Source organism: Streptomyces verrucosisporus (assembly GCF_017114865.1).
In the GTDB taxonomy this organism is placed as follows: Bacteria; Actinomycetota; Actinomycetes; order Streptomycetales; family Streptomycetaceae; genus Streptomyces; species Streptomyces fenghuangensis.
Genome location: NZ_JADEYH010000019.1, coordinates 79,602 through 97,329, shown reverse-complemented (window position 1 = coordinate 97,329; position 17,728 = coordinate 79,602). Strand labels below are relative to the sequence as shown.

Genomic DNA, 17,728 nt, shown 5'->3' with positions numbered 1-17,728 from the left:
GGGCTCACCGCCGCGCGGCGCGGGAGAGCGCCAGGGTGCCGGCGACGGCCGCGACGACTGTGGGGTGGTGGTGGTCCCGGAAGCGCTGGGCGGCGTCCCCCTCGACCTCCTTGCCGTCCCGGGGCATCAGCCCGTCCTCGTGCTGCACCGAGGCCAGCTCCTCCCACAGGGCGGGGTCCGCGTACGGCTCGCGCAGGCAGCTTCCGACGATCAGCAGCTCGGTGACGAGGTCCCACTCCTGGACCTCCCGCCAGATGTCCAGCCACACCGGCAGCCACAGTTGGAGGTACTCCTCCAGGTGCGGCGGCAGGTCGCCGGGGCGGGCGCCCCAGTCGGTGATGTGGAAGACGGTGTGCGTCACGCAGTAGGCCGTCATCCAGTCGATCACCCACGGCTCGGGGGTGTTGCCGAGCCAGGTGGCGTCGGTCAGCCGCTTCCAGTCGGTCTCGCGCGCCAGGCCCGTCAGGCGGGCGGCGTTGGCGACGGCGAGGCGGCGGTTGGGCACCTGCTCGACGGCGTCCATGGTGACCAGGCCGCCGAGGTGGTCCAGCAGCGCCTCCAGGCGCCGGTGGCGGTAGCCGGCGCGGACGAAGTGCGCGTACAGCTCCAGCGGGTCGACCATCATCATGTAGCGCAGCTGCCGCTCGTAGAGCATGTCGCCGCCGCGCAGTTCCCACCAGGCGAAGTCGAGCAGTTCGCGGGCGGTGCGCTCCTCGCTCGCGGAGGCCAGCCCCTCGCGCAGCACCAGGGAGGCGGCCAGGGCCGTCTCGCCCAGCGGCTTGTAGATGCTGTCGGGGTCGGCCATGTCCGAGGTGGTGCCGGGCGGCAGGGTGCCCAGTTCGCAGTGGCGGCGCAGCCAGCCGAGGGCGCGGGTGGACACCCGGTGCGCCGACCGCCCCACGGGTGCGGGGGCCTCGGCGGTGGTGCGGGGCGTGCTCATGCGGTCGGTCCTCCCGGCCTCTGCGGCTGCGTACGGTCCAGCAGGCCGCGGGCGACGGCGGTGTCCAGCGCGGTGCGCCCGCCTCCCCCGCAGTGCAGTTCGAGGTGCCGCACCAGGGCGGCCGTATCCAGGTCCGGGCGTGCGCCGCGGTGCAGTGCGCAGGCGAGCCAGCGCGCCAGGCGGGCCGCGGTGGGGTAGTCGCGGCGGAGCATCGCGCGGGCGGCGCCCCGGCTCAGGTCGCGCAGCCGGTCCAGGGCGGTCTCGTGGACGGGGCCGTCGACGTTCGGCAGGGCGAGCGGGGAGAGCTGCGCCATGCTCAGGGACAGTTCGCGCCAGGAGGATCCGGGGGAGCCGGCGCCGCCTGGGGGCGTCGGCTCGCGTACGCCCAGGGTGTCCTCGGGGGTGTCGGCCGGGGTGTCTGTGAGGGTTTCGCCGGGGGAGCCACCGCCGTACCGCGCGAGGAGCCGCACGGTCGTCCAGTCGCGCCACGCGGCCTCGGGCGCGGCGTCCGGAGCGGGCGGAAAGATTCGCAGGGACTCGGCCACCGCCCGGGCGTCGCCGGGCCCGAAGGGCGCTTCGGCCAGCAGCGCGGGGGCGAACACGTCGGGTCCCAGCACCCGTACGGCAGCCAGTGCGACCTTGGGGTCGGGGGCTTCGTCCACCTGGGAGGCCACCACCGCCGGATCCCCGGCGCCCCGCAGGGCACCGAGGACACGGTCGGCCAGACTCTCCACCGCCGCGGTGTAGTCCGTGCGCGATGGGGTGTCCGGATTCGGCATCAGTGACCTACCTCTCTTGTTCGGTATGTCATGTTATGCCGATTCCGTTTGGTTCTGTCGCATCATGCCGCTTCCTGTCGCATCCCGCTGTGGAGCGGTCGCGTCACTTCTCCCGCGGCTCCCTGGGGGAGAGCAGGAGCGCGAGCAGCAGCAGGCCGATCGCCTCCGGCGCCCACACGGGCGCGTCGCTGACCGGGGCCTCGCGCGTGGTCATCAGGTCGGTGACCATGTCCCGCTCGGCCGGGGCGGCGGGGGCAAGGGTGGTTCCGGTGGTGTGGGTGAGCATCTGGGTCCTCCTCGGTGGGATGCCAGGTGGATGTCGCTGCCCGGTGTGGGCGGCTTCACATACGACGTTACGAATGCACTGCTGAATGTGCATATGCGCTTTTGATCCGCTTTGCGGGGTCCCGTGTTCCGTGCATGAGGCGGGAGATGGCGGCTGACCACGGGGAACGGACCGGGGCGTGCCGGCGATCCTCAAAGACGCGGGCCCGGAAAGGCGGTCGAGTATTCACCCGTACGGAGCAGGCGGACGAGGTGTGGCGCGGCCTGCGACCCGCATACGCCGTCCGGGCGCGGCCAGGGGCCGGACGAGTCTGCCGCCCGGACGGTGTGCGCCGCCGGTGCGGGGGCGGCCGGGCGCGCCTTCGGCGGCTGTCCGCTATCGGGTCAAGGGTCAGTGCCGGATGTCCGGTATCCGGGCGCCGGCCGGCGCGAATTCACCGGATGTCCGGCGGGCCGTCACGGAGGCGACCCGACGGTTGCGTCCAGGCTTTTCCGGACGTACACCCCCCGTTCCCCGCGCTGTGGGCCGGCCCGCCGCGGACCGGGGAGGGGACGCAAGGGTTTTCCCCGTATCGGGGCCCGCCGGGGCGTTCCCATGGTCGGCGGCACCGGGGTTCCGGGCGGAACCGACGTCATGCCCCACCCCGCCCGGAACCCCGGTGCGACCCCCGCACCAGGCACCCCCACCGCCCGGCACGCCCGGGCAGCTTCGAAAGGCCCCCCCCGTGAAGGCCCCAAGGCGAAGACTGATATCAGTGCTGGCGGCGACCGCCACCCTCATGACGGGAGCCGCCACCGCGTCCGTCGCGACCGCGGCCCCGCAGGCGGGGGAGAAGGCCCCCAAGGCCGGCGAGCAGCGGGCCGGACTCCCCGACGCACCCGCGGACGGCGTCATCGTCGCCTACCGCGACCGCACCGAGACCAAGGCCGCGAACGCCTCCCCGAGCGCGGCCGAGTCCGACTCCGAGGCGAGGGCCGAGGCCCGGGCCAAGGGCAGGAAGACCGGGCAGAAGCTGAAGTTCGAGCGCCGCCTGGCCACGGGCGCGGCCCTGTACGAGGTGGAGGGCAAGGCCTCGAAGGCCGAGATCAACAAGATCGTCAAGGCCTTCGAGAGCGACCCGGACGTCGCCTACGCCGAGCCCAACACGCGTATGTACGCGATGGCGACCCCCAACGACCCGCAGTACGGCAGCCAGTGGGACCTCTTCGAGTCCACCGCCGGCATGCGCGTGCCCGGAGCCCGGGACAGGTCCACCGGCCAGGGCACGGTCGTCGCCGTCCTGGACACCGGCTACGTCGCCCACTCCGACCTCGCCGCCAACATCGTCTCCGGCTACGACTTCGTCTCCAACTCCACCAACGCGCGGGACGGCGACGGCCGCGACAGCGACCCCGCCGACGAGGGCGACTGGTTCTACGCCGGCGAGTGCGGCGCCACCTACGACAGCGCCTCCTCCTGGCACGGCACCCACGTCGCGGGCACCATCGCCGCGTCGACCAACAACGGCAAGGGCATCGCGGGCATCGCCCACGGCGCGAAGATCCAGCCCGTCCGCGTGCTCGCCAAGTGCGGCGGCACCACGGCCGACATCGCCGACGCCATCACCTGGGCCTCCGGCGGCACCGTCTACGGCGTCCCGTCCAACCCCACCCCGGCCGACGTGATCAACATGAGCCTGGGCGGTGGCGGCACCTGCTCCAGCACCTACCAGAACGCGATCAACGGCGCGGTGGGCCGCGGCACCACGGTCGTCGTCGCGGCGGGCAACAGCAACACCAACGCCTCCGGCTTCGTCCCGGCGAACTGCTCCAACGTCATCACCGTCGCCGCCGGCGACCGCGAGGGCAACCGGGCCTCCTACTCCAACTACGGCTCGGTCGTCGACATCACCGCCCCCGGCGGTGAGACCGCGACCCGGACCAACGGCATCCTCTCCACGGTGGACTCCGGCTCCACCCGGCCCGCCGGCGAGAGCTACGCCTACTACCAGGGCACCAGCATGGCCGCCCCGCACATCGCCGGCCTGGCCGCGCTGATGAAGTCGGAGAACTCCTCGCTGACCCCGTCCCAGATCGAGGGACTGATCAGGTCCAACGCCCGCACCCTGCCCGGCACCTGCGGCGGCGGCTGCGGCGCCGGCCTGGCCGACGCCGCCGCGACCGTCGCGGCCGCGGGCGGCGACAGCGGCGGCGGTGAGGACCCGGTCGGCGACACCTACACCAACAGCGCCAACGTCTCCATCCCGGACGACAACGGCACCGGTGTCACCTCCTCGATCGCGGTGAGCGGCCGCAGCGGCTACGCGCCGGCCGACCGGATCTGTCCAAACGGGCCGCCGACGCCATCCTCGCCCGCGACGTGCCGCCCGCCGCCCGGCTGAGCGCCCGGCTCGCCATCCTGGACACCGCCTTCCAGAGTCTGGGCGACCTGGACGAGACCTTCTCCCACGCCCTGGCCGACGCCGGTGACGACCCGTCCATGCGCGCCGCCGTGCTGGTCCGGCTGGTGTGGAAGCAGCAACTGGCCGACGGCGACAGCGTCGCGGCCCGCGCCACCGCCGAGGAGGCGTACCGCCTGGCCCTGGCCGCCGGGGACCGGGAGACCGCCGTACTGGCGGCCACCGCCCGCGCCCGCATCAGCCGCGCCCTGGGGGAGCTTGAGGCCGAGGCGCACACCGAGGAGGCCCTGACCGTGTGGCGGGAGGGGCTCCCGCCCGCACTGCGCAACGGGCCGCGGCTGCTCGCCTGCCGCCACGCCCTGTTCGACGACCGGCTCACCGAGGCGCGCGAAGGACTGCTCGCCCTGCTGCCCGAACTCGAACGGCTGGGAACCACCGAGGACCTGGTGGTGGCGCTGCGCTCGCTGGCCGAGGTCGAGGCCCGCCAGGGGCAGTGCGCCGCGGCCCTCGCCCACGCCCGCCGCGCGGTGTCCATCGCGCTGGAGGCCGACTTCTCCCCGGGACCGCTGTGGTACAGCGCGGCGCTGGCCGAGACCGCCGGCGGCAGCTTCCGGCGCGCGGCCGACTACGCCCGCCGCAGCCTGCGCGCCTCCCAGGAGGAGGGCGACCAGGTCTTCGTGCACTGCTCCCTGTACGCGCTCGGGCGCGTACAGCTCGCCATGGGCGAGACCGCCCTGGCCCTGGAGACGCTCGGCGGCATCCGCGACCTGCCGATCGCCGCCCTGGCCACCGACCCGTCCGTCCTGCGCTGGCACGAGGAGCTGGCCGAGGCGTACGTGGCCGGCGGGGAGCCGGAGAGGGCCGCCGACCTGCTGGCGGAGGTCACCCCGGTGGCACGGCGGCTGGGCCGCACCACCGTGCTGACGGCGCTGGACCGGGTCCGCGGCCAGTACCTGGCGGCCACCGGCGATCCGGACGCGGGGGCGGAACTGCCGCGGGAGACCGCCGGCCGCTTCACCGCGCACGGGCTGCCCATCGAGGCCGGACGCACCCTGCTGGCGCTGGCGCGCACCGAGCGCCGCCGCAGGCGCCGGGCGGCCGCGCAGGCCGTACTGCGCGAGGCGGCCGGGGTGTTCGACCGGGCCGGGGCCCGGCCCTGGGCACGGCCGGCCGGCGGCGCCCCGTCGCGCGGCGGTGCCGGCCCGTTTCCCGGCGGGCCGGCCTAGTCCACCGAGCGGCTCACCGAGGCGGAGCGGCGGCTCGCCCTGCTCGTCGGGCGGGGGGCGAGCAACCAGGAGGCGGCGGCCAGGCTCTTCCTCAGCGTCAAGACCGTCGAGGCCCGGCTGACCCGCATCTACCGCAAGCTCGGCGTCCGCGGCAGGGCGCAGCTCGCCGTGGTGGTGCGCGACGAGTGACCCGTCCGGTCCGCGCGGCCCGGCCCGCGCGGACCGTGCGAGCCGGTCTCCAGCGGTGCTGAAGCCGGGCGCGGCAGCGTGGTGGCGATCGCGCCGCCGGCCTTCGGCGGCGCAGGCCGTCATCGAAGGGAGTCGCCGTGTCTCAGGCGGTCCAGGCAACCAGGAGCAAGGTCACCGGGGACCTCTACGCGGAGGTGCAGACGTTCTACGCGCGGCAGATGCGCCGCGTGGACGCCCTGGACATCGAGGGTTTCGCGGACACCTTCACCGACGACGGCGTGGTGGTGCACGCGAACGGCGAGCGGGCGCAGGGCCGGGAGCGGATGGTCGCGGGCATGCGGGCGAACCTGCCGCGCTACCGGGACATCGCCGTCCGGCACTGGTTCGACCACCTGCTGATCGAGACCGACCCCGGGGACGAGGACACCCTGCGGGTGTCGTACTACACGCTCGTCACCCAGACCGACCGCGAGGGGAAGGTCTCCTTCCAGCCGACCTTCACCGTCGACGACGTGCTGGTGCGGCGCGACGGCGAACTGCTCACGCGGTCGCGGGTCATCCACCGCGACACCCCCGTGGAGCTCCCCGCCCCCTGATCCCCCTCCGATGCGCCCCGGTCCGCGCTCCGCGCGGTACGGCGCACGGCACCACGGCGGTGGCCCCCCGATGGGATTCGGGGGGCCACCGCCGTGGTGCCGTGCGGCGCACGCACCGCTTCCGTCCCGGTTCTCGACCGGTCCGTCAGTCGATGCCCCGCCAGATGTGCGGCTCGGATGCGTCGTCCTCCTCTCCGGCCAGCAGGGGAACGGGGATGTCCCAGAAGTCGTGGGTCAGGGGCTCACGCTCCGGCGCATCGGTGATCATCGTCATCTCCTCCCCACCGGATCCGGCACGCCGCCTCAGGCGTGGCAGTCCGGCAGTCCTCCGTGGTACGCGACCATCTCCCCGAAGGGGCCGGCCACGTCCATCCGCGCTCCCGGCGGCAGCCCGTCCAGCTCCGCGCGGGCGCGGTGCAGGTTCCCGACCAGGCGCTCGGGGTCGAGCAGCCCGGCGAAGCCGCCCAGGTCCGCGCGGCGCGCCGCCTCCAGCGGGGGCAGCCCGTCGCGCACGGAATCCTCCGCGACGCGCAGCAGCCACCGCAGATACGCCTCGGTGGCGTCCAGCAGCTCCGGCCCGCCCACCGGCCCGTGGCCGGGGACCACCACACGCGGTGCGAGGGCACGCATCCGCTCCAGCGCCCGCAGCGAACCGGTCACCGAGCCCATCAGCACGAACGGCGTCACCCCCGACCAGACCAGGTCGCCGGTGAACAGCACACCGCGCTCGGGCACCCACGCCACCGTGTCGTCGGCGGTGTGCGCGGGGCCCAGGTGCAGCAGCTCCACGCGCAGGCCCCCGGCGTGGAGGGTGAGCCCGTCGCGGAAGGTCAGCGTCGGCAGGGTCAGCGGGACCTCGCCCCACTCCACGTCCGGCCACAGCCCGCACAGCCCCAGCCCCGCCTCGGCGCTGTCGGCGCGGGTGCCCTCGTGCGCGACGACCACCGCCCTCGGTGTGAACCGGCTGTTGCCGAAGGTGTGGTCGCCGTGGAAGTGGGTGTTGACGACGATGCCCGGCCCGCCCGGGGCGACCCGCTCCACCTCCCGGTGCAGCAGCCGGGCGCGGGCCTCGGTGGCCGCGGTGTCGATCAGGACGGGCGGGCCCTCGCCGCCGGGCCGGCCCGTCACCAGGCCCGCGTTGTTCAGGCACCAGCCGCCCGGCGGCTGGACGAAGGCGTGGACGCCGTCGGCGACCTCCTCCAGGAAGGGGACGCCGGCGGGGGCCGCGGCGGGGGGTGCGGTGGTGCTCCCGGTCGTTTCCGTGGGTGTGGCCATCGGATCTCCGTCCGTACGTGTCGGGGGCCGGCGCGGCGCTCAGACGAGCGAGGCGTACCGGCCCCGGTGGAACAGCAGGGGGCGGGCGCCGGGCTCGGAGCTCAGCGCCACCACCCGCCCGACGAGCAGCACATGGTCGCCCGCCTCGTGCTCGGCGTGCAGCAGGCACTCGAAGGAGGCCGACGCCGAGGGGACGACCGCGTTGCCCGTGATCCCCTCGACCGCGCCGATGCGCCGCATGGCCTCCTCGCCCGCGGGCCGGTCCGGCCGGGCGAACTCCCCGGAGAGCAGGCGGTGTTCCTCGGACAGTACGTTCACGGCGAAGCCGCCGCCGGCCGCCACCCGCGGCCGCATCCTGCCGTCCCGCTTCACCGAGACCAGCAGCAGCACCGGGTCGAGGGACACGGAGGTCAGACTGTTGAGGGTCATCACGGAGAGGGTGTCCCCGCTGCCCTGGGTCAGCAGCGTGACGCCGGTGGGGAAGCACCCCATCGCCGTGCGGAAGGAGCTGATGTCGGGCTCGGGCCCGGCAAGCAGTGTGGTGCCCGTGTCGGTCATGGTCCCGGCTCCGTCTCTGCGCGCCCGTCCCCGGTCCGCGCTGTCGTTGGCTGGTGGGCCGCCGGCCGGTCGCCGGCCGGCCGGTCGCGGGGGGTGGGCGGGTCAGTAGTTGCCGAGACCGCCGCAGACGTTGAGCGCCTGCGCGGTGATGGAGGCGGCGATGTCGGAGGCGAGGTAGCCGACCAGGCCGGCGACCTCCTCCGGGGTGGAGTAGCGGCCCAGGGGGATCTTCGCCTGGAACTTCTCCAGGACCTCCTCCTCCGTCACGCCCCAGTGGCCCGCGTAGCCCTGGCGCACGCGCTGGGCCATGGGGGTCTCGACGTAGCCGGGGCAGACGGCGTTCACGGTGATCCCGGTCTTCGCCAGTTCCTTGCCGACGGCCTTGGTGAAGCCGACGACCCCGTGCTTGGAGGCGGAGTACGGCGCGGCGAGCTCCACGCCCTGCTTGCCGCCGGTGGAGGCGACGTTGATGATCCGGCCCCAGCCTCCCTCGCGCATCCGGCCGGTGCTCAGCACCTCGCGGGTGACGCGGAAGGTGCCGTTGAGGTTGGTGTCGATCACGTCCAGCCAGAGGTCGTCGGGCATCTCGGCGGTGACGCCGCCGCCGCCCCGGCCGGCGTTGTTGACCAGGATGTCGATGCGGCCGTACTCGGCCACCGCCGCGGCCACCGCCTCGCGCACCCGCTCGGCCGAGGAGACGTCGCAGACCGTGCCGGACACCTCCAGACCCTCCGCGCGCAGCCGCTTGACCAGGGCCTTCACGCTCTCCTCGGCACGCGCCACGCCGAACACCGCGACGCCCTGCCGGGCCAGCAGCTCGGTCACGGCGAGTCCGATGCCGCTGGTGGCGCCGGTGACGAAAGCGACCCGGCGTCCCGTGCCTGTCCCCGCGTCTGTCATCGTGCTCTCCCGTATCCGTAGGGGCTTGGGTGACGAAGACCGTGACCGGCGCACCTTGCGGGTCTCTCGACTTCTCCTGGAGACCGCCGGGGAGGGAAGGGTTCCAGCGGTGCTCGACACCCGGTCGAGCACCGCCCGTGAGGGTGGGCCCGTCCGTTGTGCGCGACCAGGCGCCGCCCCAGGCGCCGTCCCAGGAGCGAGGAGGAGCCCATGCCCGAGCAGACGATCCCGGACGTGCGGAAGTCGGTGACCGTGGCGGCCACGGCCGAGGAGAGCTTCAAGGTCTTCACCGGGCGCCCCGCGGACTGGTGGCCCCCGTCCCACGTCCTGCTGAAGAAGGAGCGCGCCGGCCTCGCCTTCGAACCGCGTGTCGGCGGCCGCTACTACGAGTGGGACGTGGAGGGCAACGAGATCGCCTGGGGCCGCATCCTGGAGTGGGATCCGCCGCGCCGGCTGGTGATGACGTGGCGGATCGACGGCAACTGGCAGTCCATCACCGACGACGAGCGGGCCAGCGAGATCGAGGTCGACTTCACGCCCGTCGACGCGGACACCACGAAGGTGGAGCTGGCCCATGTGAAGCTGCACAAGCACGGCGAGGGCGCGCGGCGCATCTTCCAGGCGCTGGACGGCCCGAGCCCGGGCGAGACCCTGGAGCGCTTCGGAAAGCTGTTCTGACCCGGTTCCGGGCGCTCCGACCCCTCCGGGTGCTCCGGGCGTGCCGTGTCCGGCCGGAGTCGGGCCGTGCCCGGCCGGTGGCGGGCGGCGCGCGCCGGGTCCGGGCCGGGGTCCAGTGACGGTGCAGCGGCCTTCGAGGCGTGGTGCGCAAGCTGGCCCCGCCAACGAAGGCCCTCACCACAGGAGGTCACCAGGATGCCTGCCGACACACTGACGGACACACTGCCGGACACGACGCCGGACACACTGTCGGACGCCGGACTGGCGGTGGCCGCGGAGAAGCTGCGGATCCTCGCGGCCCGGGACGCGGCCGAGGCCGACACCTCCCGCGCGCTGACGCCCGGGGTCGTCGCGGCGCTGCGGGAGTCCGGCTTCGCCCGCCACTTCGTGTCCTCACGGTGGGGCGGCGCCCAGGGGTCGTTCGCCGAGCTGACCCGTGCCGTGATGACGGTCGGCGAGGGGTGCGCGGCCACCGCCTGGTGCGCCTCGCTGAGCGCCTACTCGGCCCGCTTCGCCGCGCACCTGCCCGAGGAGGGCCACCGCGCCCTGTGGGGCGCCACGCCCGACACCGTCATCGCCACCGCCCTGATGCCCGCCGGCCGGGCCACCCCCACCGAGGGCGGCTGGCGGCTGGGCGGCCGGTGGAGCTACGTCAGCGGCGTCGGCTTCGCCGACTGGGCGCTGGTGTGCGCCGCGGTGGCCGGCGCCGAGGGCCCGCCGAGGATGCGCTTCTTCGCGCTGCCCGCGGGCGACTACACGGTCGTCGAGAGCTGGGACAGCGTCGGGATGCGGGCCACCGGCAGCCACACGGTGGTGGTCGAGGACGCGTTCGTGCCCGCGCATCTGTCCTTCGACCGCACCGACATGCTCACCGGCCGCAACGCCGGCTCGCACCTGTCCTCCCACAACGTGCCCTTCCAGGCCGTGGGCGGCCTGACGTTCATCGCCCCGGTGGCCGGGGCGGCGGCCGGGGCGCTGGAGGCGTGCGCGGCGACCGTCACCGGGCGCCGGCGCAACCCGTCCAACGAGATCAAGCTGGTGCGCGCCTCCGGCCGCATCGACGCCGCCCGGCATCTGGTGGAGCAGAACGCCGAGGTCATCGACGAGCGGGCGTTCACCCCCGCGCTGATGGCCCGCAACGAGCGGAACGCCACGTTCGCGGCGGAGATCGTCAACGAGGCCGTCACCCTGCTGATCCGCGCCGCCGGGACCGGCGGGCTGGACGAGGGGCGTCCGCTGCAGCGGTTCTGGCGGGACATCACCTCGGCGACCAGCCATGTCGCGCTCCAGTACGACACCGCCGCCCGCAAGAACTACTCGGCCGTCCTGCTCGGCCCCGAGGAGGAGTGAGACGGGCGGGGCCCGTGCGGGGGCGGAGCCTCCGCGGCCCCGCCGTCGCACGCTCCGCCACACCCGCCCGCGCCCGCCGGCGCGGTCTTTCGCCCGCTCCAACGGAGGTGCCACCTTGTCCGTCTCACCTGTCGAATCCCTCGCCGAACCCCTCGCCGGTCCCGTCGCGGAGTCCTCCGCCGGGGACGCGGCCGCGGCCGGCTGCCCGGTCGCCCACGGGGGGATGGAGACCTACCCCTTCCCCGGATCGTCGTACCGGGGCCCCGACCCGCGCTACGCGGAGCTGCGCACCGAGCAGCCGGTGGTGAAGGTCCACACCGCCGGAGGCGTGGACGCCTGGCTGGTCACCCGCTACGAGGACGTGCGCGAGCTGTCGGCCGACCCCCGGCTCAGCCGCGCCCTGGCCTGCGGGCCGGGCGCGCCCCGCATCGGCGGGACGATGCACACCACCCCCGAGATGATCATCTCGCTGGACTCGCCCGAGCACTCCCGGCTCCGCAAGCTGGTGGCCGGCGCGTTCACCCTGCGCCGCGTCCAGCGGATGCGGGACGGCGTCCAGCGCGTCGCCGACGAACTGCTCGACGACATGCTGGCCAGGGGCGGCACGGTCGACCTGGTCCAGCAGCTGGCGCTGCCGCTGCCGCTGACGGTCATCGGCGAGCTGCTGGGCGTGCCGTCGAAGGACCTGCGCGACTTCGAGAAGTGGGCCCGCGCGTTCGCCACCGTCGACGACCGCGCCGGTGGCGAGGAGTCGCTCAACGGCCTGGCCAAGCTGAGCGAGTACATCGTCGGGCTGATCGCCGACAAGCGGGCGGACCCGGCCGACGACATGCTCTCAGAGTTGATCGCGGCCCGCGACGACGGCGACCGGCTCAGCGAGGAGGAGCTGGTCACCTTCGGCTTCACCCTGATCGGCGCCGGCTTCGACACCACCGCCAACCAGCTCGCCAACTCCGTGCTGGCCCTGCTGGCGCACCACCGCGAGCAGTGGCTGTGGCTGGCGGAGGACCCCGGGCGCATCCCCGTGGCGGTCGACGAACTGCTGCGCCACGTCAACCTGTTCGCCACCGACACCACCGGCTTCCCGCGCGTCGCCGCCGCCGACGTCGAGGTCGGCGGGGTGACGATCGCCAAGGGCGACGCGGTGCTGCTGGCGCTGGCGTCGGCCAACCGCGACGAGGCCGTCTTCGCCGACCCCGACCGGCTCGACCTGGCCCGCTCCCACAACCCGCACATCTCCTTCGGCCACGGCGTCCACCACTGCCTGGGCAAGCACCTGGGCCGAATGGAGATGGAGATCGCGATCGAGGGCCTGGTGCGCCGCTTCCCCGGCCTGCGGCTGGCCGTGCCCGAGGAGGAACTGCCCTGGCACACCGGCGAGATCAACCACACCCTCACCTCCCTGCCGGTCACCTGGGGGGAGTGAGTCCCGTACGGCCCCGCGGCGGCCGCGACGGCGGAAAAGCCGGGCCCGGACACTGGGATCAGCGTCCGGGCCCGGCTCCGTCACGTCCGCCGTGCCGCCCGCGGGCGGTCGTACGGGCAGTCCGCGGGCCGCCCGTACGGAAGCCGCGTCAGCCGGCTTCCGCCACCGGGCCCATCACGGCGAAGCGCGCGCCCTGGTCGTCCGAGAGCAGGGCGGAACGGCCGAACGGGCTGTCCATGGGCTCGCGCCGGACCTCCCCGCCCAGGGAACGGACCGTCTCCACGGCCTTGTCGCAGTCCTCGACGGAGAAGTACACCAGCATGTGGGCCGGGAGATCGGCGGGCTGGTACGGCCCCATCTGGAGGCGGGCGGCGACCGGCTGCGGGCCGCCGGGCAGCGAGAAGAGCTTGAAGTCGAACTCCGTGCCCTCCGAGACCTGCTGCCCCTGGTAGCCCAGGACGGTCTCGTAGAAGGGGTCGACGCGCTCCTTGTCGCGCGTGTAGACCTCGGGCCAGAAGAACGAGCCGGGGGCGCCGTGGAGGTCGAAGCCCGCGTGGCCGTCCGCCTGCCACAGGCCGAAGACCGTGCCGCCCGGGTCGGTGGCCAGCAGGCTGGTGCCCATGCCGGGCACCACCGACGGTCCGGCGACGACCCGGCCGCCGGCCTCCCCGATCCGGTCCGCGGCGCCGGCCGCGTCCGTCGAGGCGAAGTACAGGTTCCACGCGCCCGAGGCGCCCTCCGGGTCCGCGGCCAGCGCCCCCACGGTCTTCCCGTCGCACAGGGCCACCACGGAGGCCCCGTGGCCGGTGTCGTGGTACGTCCAGCCGAACAGCTCGCCGTAGAAGCGCTTCGCCGCCTCCAGGTCGGGCACCGTCGCGTCCACCCAGCAGGGGAAACCTGCCTCGAAAGCGGTCACGTCCCGCTCCTCTCCATCACGTCGTGTCCTCGTCGTGCACGGCACGTCCTGCGGTCGTCCGGACGCTATCCGCGGGCGCTCGAGCGGCGGACGAGAAGCGCCCGTGCCCGGCTCGCGGGGAGCCGGGCACGGGCGGTCGCCGCACGGGCGCGGACGGACGCGGGGCGGCGGGCTCAGCCGAGCCGGGTGCCCCGGGCCGAGACCGTGACGGGGCCGAAGACGGTGCCGTCCTGCTCCAGCACGGTGAAGGCGGTGGCGGTCGTGGTGAAGGCGTCACCCGACAGCCTGCCCAGGTGGACGGCGTGCACGGTGCCGGGGAAGACACCCTCGGCGGGCTCGGTGGGACCGGGGTGGGTCACGTAGAAGGAGAAGACGTTCTTGCCGCGGGCCGTCCAGTAGCCGGTGCCCGGGTACTGCGGCACACCGTTCTCGTCGGGGGTGCCGTCGGTCGTCACGGTGCGGTCGTCGTGGAAGACGAAGCGCGAGACGGCGGTGGTGGCGTCCGGGCCGGTGCCGACGGTGACGGCCACCTCCCAGGCGCCGGTGACCGCCGGGCCCCGGCCGTGCGCCCGGGCCTCTTCGGAGTCGGCGGCCGTGACCAGCAGGCCGGCGAGCACCGTCAGGACCGCGAACCAGACGGCGAGTACGCGCGGCGACACGCGCCGCCGCGCGTCGGGTGCGGAGGGGGTGGCGGTGGCGGTGGCGGGCGGGATGGTCTCTGTGTCAGGCATGGACTGGCCTCTCTGCGTGCTGTGCCGCTGGTGCTTGCTGTGCCGGTGGTGCGGACCGCTGCTGTGCGTGGGCCCTGAGGTCGAAGCCGGGACGGGCGACGTCCCTCGGCGTCAGGTCCGTGCCCGATGCCAGGAGACGGCGCGAGATGCCGTGGTCGGCGGGCCGGTTGACGGATTCCACGCCGGTCAGGCGCCCGGCGCGGAAGCAGAACACCGAAAAACGCCCGGCGTCCGGGTCGCCGGCGACCACCGCCTCGTCGTGGCCCGCGGTGAGCCCGGCCATCTGGAGCCGCAGCCCGTACTGCTCCGACCAGAACCAGGGGAGCGCGGTGTACGGCCCGGTCTCGCCCAGGATGTCGGCCGCCACGCGGCGGGCCTGGTCGGAGGCGTTCTGCACCGACTCCAGGCGGACGTGCCGCCCGGTCCACGGGCTGGGGAAGCGCGCGCAGTCGCCGACGGCGTACACGTCCGGATCGCTGGTGCGCAGCCGGGGGTCGACGATGACGCCGTCGCCCACCAGCAGTCCGGCGGCGGTGGCGAGTTCGACGTTGGGCAGGGCGCCGATGCCGACCACGACCAGATCGGCCGCCAGGCGCTCGCCGCCGTCCAGCTCCACCACCCGTACGTGACCGGGGTCCTCGGGACCGGTGCCGCCGTGCAGCGCCACCACCTCGCGGCGCGTCAGGACACGGACGCCCTGCCCGCGGTGCTCGGCCGCGACGTGCTCCGAGACGGCCTCGGTGACCACCCGCGACATCACCCGCGCGGACGCCTCGACGACCGTGACCCGGTGGCCGAGCGTGCGGGCGGTGGCGGCCAGTTCCAGGCCTAGGAAGCCCGCGCCGACCACCACCACGTCCAGCTCCCGGCCGTCGGTGAGCCGGCCGCGCAGCTCGTCGGCGCCGGCCAGGGAGCGCAGGGTCCGCACGCCCTCCAGGTCCGCCCCGGCGACGGGCAGGCGGCGCGGCCGCGAGCCGGTCGCCAGGACCAGGCGCCCGTAGGGCAGCTCACGGCCGGAGTCCAGCTCCACGGCCCCGCGGTCCCGGTCGATCCCGGCCGCCCGGTCGCCGCGGACCAGGTCGATGTCGAGAGCGGAGAAGAAGTCGTCGGGCCGCAGTTCGAGGCCGGCCCGGTCCACCGTCCCCAGCAGGTAGCCCTTCGACAGCGGCGGGCGCTGGTAGGGCAGCGCGGTCTCCTCCGCGACCAGCGTGATGCGGCCGGGAAAACCGCGGGCGCGCAGCGCCGCGACGGTCTCCACGCCGCCCTGTCCCGCGCCGACGACGACCACGTCCGGCGCGCCGTGCTCCCCGGCGGTTCTTCCCGCCGTGCTCCGGGCCGTCCCTTCCCTCGCCCCGGCCATCAGCTCTGCGCCTCCGGCAGGTGCACCACCAGGCCGTCGATCTCCTCGGAGACCGGGAGCTGGCAGCTGAGGCGGCTGTTGTCACGGCGGGGGCAGGCGGTGCCGTACAGCACCTCGTCCTCGGACTCGTGCATCTCGGGCAGCGGCAGTGTGTTGGCCTCGTCCACGTAGACGTGGCAGGTGCCGCACTGGGCGGAGCCGCCGCACTGGGCCTCGATGCCGTCGATGTTGTTGGTCTTGGCACCGCGCATGACCGTGTTGGGCGCCGCCACGTCGACGATGGTCTCGGTGCCGTTGGGGTGCTTGTAGGTGATCTTGGCCATGGCGCTCTCCTCGGCAAAGTCGGCCGGCCGCACATCGGTAGGCAGCGAACGGTGGCAGCGGCGTCTGGGGGCGCACTGGGAGCGCGCTGGAGCGCCTCTGGAGCACGGAGGAGACACGGGCGGAGACCCGGGGACCCGGCGAGGGGACGGCGGGAGCACGGCACGGCCGGGGACCCGGGCGCGCGGACGGGGCTCGACCGGGCCGCTACCGGCCGTCCACCCCGCCGCCGCAGCGTCCCCGCATGACCACCTGGACACCGCGCGCATCGGGCACCACCACCGGCAGGGGCACCAAGACGGCAGGCCGGAGGGGCGGACGACTCCGCCTCGTGCTGTTCGCCTGCTGCCTGGGGCAGTTCATGAACGTGCTCGACGCCTCGGTGGTGAACGTGGCCCTGCCCGTCATCGCACAGGAGCTGGGCTTCGAGAGACACACCCTGCAGTGGGTCAACAACGCCTACACCATCGCCGTCTGCGGCTTCCTGCTGCTCGGAGGCCGGCTCGCCGACCTGTTCGGCCAGCGCCGCGTCCTCCTCCTCGGCGTCACCCTGTTCACGCTGGCCAGCAGCGTCGGCGGGGCGGCGCACGACCCGGTCACGCTCGTACTCGCCCGGGCCTTCCAGGGACTGGGCGCGGCCGTCATGGCCCCGGCCACCCTCACGGTGCTGGGCACCACGTTCACCGAACCCGCCGCCCGCGCCAGGGCGTTCGGGATGTGGAGCGCGGTCTCCGGGGTCGCCGGGGCCGCCGGGGTGCTCGTCGGAGGCGTGGTCACCCAGTGGTTCTCCTGGCGCTGGGTGCTGCTGATCAACGTACCCCTGGGCCTGCTGCTGCTGGCCGCCGTGTACTGGGCCGTCCCCGAGACCGGGACGCGGCGGGACGGGCCGGGGGGAGGAAGAGGCCTGGATCTGCCGGGGGCACTGGCCGTCACCTGCGGCCTGATGGCCACCGTCCACGGCGTCGCCGCCTCCGGCGCCCACGGCTGGGACTCACCGCGGGTCTGGGGGACGACGGCGGCCGGTGCGGCACTGCTGTGCCTCTTCGTGCTCCACCAGGCCCGGTTCGCCCGGTACCCCCTGGTGCCGCTCGGCGTCTTCCGCAACCGGTCGCTGACCGCCGCCAACCTCGTCGCCTTCTTCGGCATCGCGGCCCTCTTCAGCACCTTCTACTTCTTCACCCTGGTCCTCCAGCAGGTGCTCGGCTACAGCCCGCTGCGCACCGGGCTGAGCTATCTGCCGATGTCCCTGGGCATCGCCCTCGGCGGCTGGGGCATCGCCCGGACGGTGCCCCGCACCGGCCCCCGGCCGGTGCTGCTGGGCGGACTGTCGCTGTCGTGCGCCGGGCTGCTGTGGCTGTCCCGGGTGGACGCCGGCTCCACCTACGCGGCCGACGTCCTCGGCCCCGCCCTGCTGCTGGGCTTCGGCATGGGCGCCGTCCTCAACGCGACGACGAACGCGGCCACCGCCGGCGTACCCGCCCGCGACGCCGGACTGGCCTCGGGCCTGCTGAACACCACCCGCCAGCTGGGCAGCGCCGCCGGCCTGGTGACCCTGGCCGCCCTCTCCACCGCCCGCGCGGACCGCGAACTGGCCGGCGGGGCGGCGCTGAGGGACGCGCTCGCCTCCGGCTACGGGCTGGCCCTGACCGGCGCCGCGCTGTTCACCGCCGCGGGACTGCTGGCGGCCCTGGCCGTACCGGGCCGGGGGCTTCCGGCCAAGGACGCTCCGGTCCAAGGGCGCTCCAGCCGTCTTCGAGACGGTGACGGGACGCTGGCGCCCTGACGAGAACGGAGGTTTC

General features: G+C 74.4%; 18 protein-coding genes and 1 pseudogene. 8 read left to right on the top strand and 11 right to left on the bottom strand.

Features of this window, described 5'->3' with window-relative positions; translation table 11 throughout:
* Nucleotides 1-4: 4 nt before the first annotated feature.
* The 3 genes from IQ279_RS19920 to IQ279_RS19910 all read right to left on the bottom strand — a co-directional run bounded on the left by IQ279_RS19920 (nucleotide 5) and on the right by IQ279_RS19910 (nucleotide 2,005).
* Nucleotides 5-940 (bottom strand): DUF6895 family protein, encoded by a 936-nt coding sequence (locus IQ279_RS19920; RefSeq protein ID WP_206350159.1) that lies wholly within the window; start codon nucleotides 938-940, stop codon nucleotides 5-7.
* Nucleotides 937-1,719 (bottom strand): hypothetical protein, encoded by a 783-nt coding sequence (locus IQ279_RS19915; protein ID WP_206350158.1) that lies wholly within the window; start codon nucleotides 1,717-1,719, stop codon nucleotides 937-939. The genes IQ279_RS19920 and IQ279_RS19915 overlap by 4 nt, the downstream gene beginning before the upstream one ends.
* A 103-nt stretch (nucleotides 1,720-1,822) precedes the next feature.
* A complete protein-coding gene (locus IQ279_RS19910) occupies nucleotides 1,823-2,005 on the bottom strand; it encodes a hypothetical protein (RefSeq protein WP_206350157.1) in 183 nt (60 codons plus the stop codon).
* Nucleotides 2,006-2,783: 778 nt separating this feature from the next.
* On the opposite strand from IQ279_RS19910, the gene IQ279_RS19905 reads away from it, so the two are divergent.
* From IQ279_RS19905 to IQ279_RS19890, 4 genes and pseudogenes are all read left to right on the top strand, one after another.
* A complete protein-coding gene (locus tag IQ279_RS19905; RefSeq protein WP_206350191.1) occupies nucleotides 2,784-4,385 on the top strand; it encodes a S8 family peptidase in 1,602 nt (533 codons plus the stop codon).
* Nucleotides 4,364-5,629, top strand: a complete 1,266-nt coding sequence (locus IQ279_RS19900) for a hypothetical protein (protein WP_206350155.1) — start codon at nucleotides 4,364-4,366, stop codon at nucleotides 5,627-5,629. Before IQ279_RS19905 ends, IQ279_RS19900 begins: the two co-directional genes overlap by 22 nt.
* Nucleotides 5,630-5,650: 21 nt before the next feature.
* Nucleotides 5,651-5,818, top strand: a pseudogene (locus tag IQ279_RS28845) (helix-turn-helix domain-containing protein); the annotation flags it as partial.
* Nucleotides 5,819-5,955: 137 nt separating this feature from the next.
* A complete protein-coding gene (locus IQ279_RS19890) occupies nucleotides 5,956-6,414 on the top strand; it encodes a nuclear transport factor 2 family protein (protein ID WP_307792441.1) in 459 nt (152 codons plus the stop codon).
* Nucleotides 6,415-6,559: 145 nt separating this feature from the next.
* Here IQ279_RS19890 and IQ279_RS28525 read toward each other — a convergent pair whose 3' ends face one another.
* The 4 genes from IQ279_RS28525 to IQ279_RS19875 all read right to left on the bottom strand — a co-directional run bounded on the left by IQ279_RS28525 (nucleotide 6,560) and on the right by IQ279_RS19875 (nucleotide 9,147).
* Entirely contained in the window at nucleotides 6,560-6,682 is a 123-nt protein-coding gene (locus tag IQ279_RS28525) for a hypothetical protein (protein ID WP_277402560.1), read from the bottom strand.
* Between the two features lie 35 nt (nucleotides 6,683-6,717).
* Nucleotides 6,718-7,689, bottom strand: coding sequence for an MBL fold metallo-hydrolase (locus IQ279_RS19885; RefSeq protein WP_206350154.1), 972 nt, complete (start codon nucleotides 7,687-7,689; stop codon nucleotides 6,718-6,720).
* A gap of 39 nt (nucleotides 7,690-7,728) precedes the next feature.
* The gene (locus tag IQ279_RS19880; RefSeq protein ID WP_206350153.1) at nucleotides 7,729-8,247 is read right to left on the bottom strand and encodes a flavin reductase family protein; all 519 of its coding nucleotides are present in this window, start codon (nucleotides 8,245-8,247) and stop codon (nucleotides 7,729-7,731) included.
* A 102-nt stretch (nucleotides 8,248-8,349) separates the two neighbouring features.
* A complete protein-coding gene (locus IQ279_RS19875) occupies nucleotides 8,350-9,147 on the bottom strand; it encodes an SDR family NAD(P)-dependent oxidoreductase (protein WP_206350152.1) in 798 nt (265 codons plus the stop codon).
* Nucleotides 9,148-9,357: 210 nt separating this feature from the next.
* On the opposite strand from IQ279_RS19875, the gene IQ279_RS19870 reads away from it, so the two are divergent.
* The 3 genes from IQ279_RS19870 (at nucleotide 9,358) to IQ279_RS19860 (ending at nucleotide 12,601) form a co-directional block, all read left to right on the top strand.
* Complete coding sequence (locus IQ279_RS19870; protein WP_206350151.1) at nucleotides 9,358-9,825, top strand: SRPBCC family protein; 468 nt, start codon at nucleotides 9,358-9,360, stop codon at nucleotides 9,823-9,825.
* A 195-nt stretch (nucleotides 9,826-10,020) separates the two neighbouring features.
* Nucleotides 10,021-11,175 carry an acyl-CoA dehydrogenase family protein gene (locus tag IQ279_RS19865; RefSeq protein ID WP_206350150.1) on the top strand — a complete coding sequence of 385 codons (1,155 nt, stop codon included), beginning with the start codon at nucleotides 10,021-10,023 and terminating at the stop codon, nucleotides 11,173-11,175.
* A 115-nt stretch (nucleotides 11,176-11,290) separates the two neighbouring features.
* The gene (locus IQ279_RS19860) at nucleotides 11,291-12,601 is read left to right on the top strand and encodes a cytochrome P450 (protein ID WP_206350149.1); all 1,311 of its coding nucleotides are present in this window, start codon (nucleotides 11,291-11,293) and stop codon (nucleotides 12,599-12,601) included.
* A 148-nt stretch (nucleotides 12,602-12,749) separates the two neighbouring features.
* Here IQ279_RS19860 and IQ279_RS19855 read toward each other — a convergent pair whose 3' ends face one another.
* The 4 genes from IQ279_RS19855 to IQ279_RS19840 form a co-directional block, all read right to left on the bottom strand.
* Nucleotides 12,750-13,517 (bottom strand): VOC family protein, encoded by a 768-nt coding sequence (locus tag IQ279_RS19855; RefSeq protein WP_206350148.1) that lies wholly within the window; start codon nucleotides 13,515-13,517, stop codon nucleotides 12,750-12,752.
* A 173-nt stretch (nucleotides 13,518-13,690) separates the two neighbouring features.
* Nucleotides 13,691-14,248, bottom strand: a complete 558-nt coding sequence (locus tag IQ279_RS19850; RefSeq protein WP_206350147.1) for a hypothetical protein — start codon at nucleotides 14,246-14,248, stop codon at nucleotides 13,691-13,693.
* Entirely contained in the window at nucleotides 14,241-15,608 is a 1,368-nt protein-coding gene (locus tag IQ279_RS19845; protein WP_206350145.1) for an NAD(P)/FAD-dependent oxidoreductase, read from the bottom strand. Before IQ279_RS19845 ends, IQ279_RS19850 begins: the two co-directional genes overlap by 8 nt.
* The gene (locus IQ279_RS19840; RefSeq protein ID WP_206350143.1) at nucleotides 15,608-15,931 is read right to left on the bottom strand and encodes a 2Fe-2S iron-sulfur cluster-binding protein; all 324 of its coding nucleotides are present in this window, start codon (nucleotides 15,929-15,931) and stop codon (nucleotides 15,608-15,610) included. Before IQ279_RS19840 ends, IQ279_RS19845 begins: the two co-directional genes overlap by 1 nt.
* Before the next feature lie 242 nt (nucleotides 15,932-16,173).
* Here IQ279_RS19840 and IQ279_RS19835 point away from each other — a divergent pair, with 242 nt between their 5' ends.
* Nucleotides 16,174-17,712 carry an MFS transporter gene (locus IQ279_RS19835; protein ID WP_206350141.1) on the top strand — a complete coding sequence of 513 codons (1,539 nt, stop codon included), beginning with the start codon at nucleotides 16,174-16,176 and terminating at the stop codon, nucleotides 17,710-17,712.
* Nucleotides 17,713-17,728: the final 16 nt, after the last annotated feature.